The organism is Methylobacterium sp. B1 (assembly GCF_000333255.1).
GTDB classification, from domain to species: domain Bacteria; phylum Pseudomonadota; class Alphaproteobacteria; order Rhizobiales; family Beijerinckiaceae; genus Methylobacterium; species Methylobacterium fujisawaense.
Window position 1 is genome coordinate 1 of sequence record NZ_BACT01000089.1, and the last position, 1,791, is coordinate 1,791.

Annotated in this window: 2 protein-coding genes and 1 pseudogene; all 3 read right to left on the minus strand. The window is 76.8% G+C overall.

The features are described from left to right. Window positions 1-178, minus strand: a pseudogene (locus tag I53_RS35865) (VWA domain-containing protein); the annotation flags it as partial. A gap of 172 nt (window positions 179-350) precedes the next feature. Further along, window positions 351-1,388, minus strand: a complete 1,038-nt coding sequence (locus I53_RS02540; protein WP_187294296.1) for a VWA domain-containing protein — start codon at window positions 1,386-1,388, stop codon at window positions 351-353. After that, window positions 1,385-1,791, minus strand: a 407-nt coding sequence (locus tag I53_RS02545) for a DUF4381 family protein (RefSeq protein ID WP_043346279.1), incomplete at its 5' end; no start/stop codon positions are given. The genes I53_RS02545 and I53_RS02540, both read right to left, overlap by 4 nt.

Genomic DNA, 1,791 nt, shown 5'->3' on the forward strand with positions numbered 1-1,791 from the left:
GGCCGCCAAGCACCGCGCCGGTGCGGGCGAGATGGGCCATCAGAGCCGATTCCCCCGCCCGGGCCCAGTCGCCCAACGGCGCCGAGCGCCACGCGGCGCGGAGCGCCAGCAGGACGACCACCGGGATCGCCAGGAACCACCAGGGGCGCAGCAGCGCGAAGGCGTCGAGGAAGCTCATCGGGCGGCGTCTCCCACCCGGATCCCCTCATCCCGAGGTGACCGCGCAGCGGGCCTCGAAGGAGGGCTCCAGGGATCGCGCGGCCGGCGGGAGGGCTCCTTCGAGGCCTCCGCTGCGCTCGGGCACCTCAGGATGAGGGCGTGTGCCGGACAGGCGGCGAAACGTGGATCCATCACGCCCCCCTCCGGCTGGCCAGCAGGGCGGCGGCGGCCAGCAGCGCCAGGGCGGCCGGCCAGGGCCAGAGGTCCCGGCGCAGGGGCAGGGGCGGAGCCAGGGCGCGGCCGCCCTCAAGCCGGTCGATGGCGTCGGCGACGCGGACCAGATCCTCGGTGGTGCGCACCCGGAACGCCTCGCCGCCGCTCGCCTGCGCCATGTCGCGCAGGGTCTCGGTGTCGACCACGTCCTGCTCGCCATCGGCATCGGCCATGTCGCGGGGCCCCAGCGCGATGGTGTAGATCTTGATGCCCAGCGTCTTGGCGAGGTCCGCCACGTCCTTGGGGGCGGTCTGGCCGGCATTGTTGGCGCCGTCCGAGAGCAGGATCACGGCTTTCGCGGCCTTGGCACCGGACTGCCTCCCGGCGGCGGCCTCGCCGTCCGCATCCCGCGGGTCCAGGCGGCGCAGGGCGAGGCCGAGGCCGTCGCCGATCCCGGTGGAGCGGCCGCTGATGCCGATCGTCGCCTCGTCGAGGGCGCGGGCGACCGCGGCGGTGTCGAAGCTCAGGGCCGCCGCCACGTAGGCCTGGTCGGCGAAGATCACGAGGCCGATCCGGTCTCCGGCCCGGCGGCGGATGAAGTCGGTGCCGACGCGCTTGACCGCGGTGAGCCGGTTCACGGTCTCGCCGTCGAGGGCGAAGTCGCGCCGCTCCATCGAGCCCGACAGGTCCATGGCGATCATGATCTCGCGGCCCGAGGCCGGGAGCGCGGCCGCCGGCATGACGAGGCGCGGGCCCGACAGGGCCGCCACCAGGGCGATCCAGAGCGTCCAGGTCAGCAGGGCCCGCCGCCGCCCCCGGGCCGCGAGGTCGGCGCCGGAGCGCGTCCCGCCCACCAGCGTGCCGGGCACGCGCAGGGCGCCGCTGCCGCCCTCGGGCTCGGCCGGGATCAGGCGGGCGGCCAGCAGGGGCAGGGGGAGGGCCAGGAGCGCCCAGGGCGCGGCGCAGTCGAAGGCCGACAGGAGGGCGCTGAGCCACGCGGGCAGGAACGCGCTCATGCCCGCAGCCGTCCGATCAGGCGGCCGAGTTCGGCGTCCAGGGCGTCCAGGTCGGGATCCTGCCGCCTGTACAGCCCGTCGGCGAGCACCCGGCCGGCGCCCCGGGTGAAGAAATCGGTCCTGAACAGCGCGTCCAGGCGGGCGGCCCAGTCGGCGCCCGTCGCCCGGGCCTCGGTCTCGCCGCCGAGGGTCCGGCCGAGACGGCGCAGGAGCCGGGCCTGGGCGACGAGGCGCGCCTCCGGATCGAGGTTCCGGCTCCGGGCGAGTTCGGCCAGCGCCGCTCGGCGGATACCGGCCCGCGCCCGGCCGCGCCCGTAGCGGACAAGCCCCACCAGCAGGGCGGCGAGGAAGCCCAGAGCCGCCGCGGCGACGACCTCGCCCGCAGGGCGCCGGCGCGCCGCCG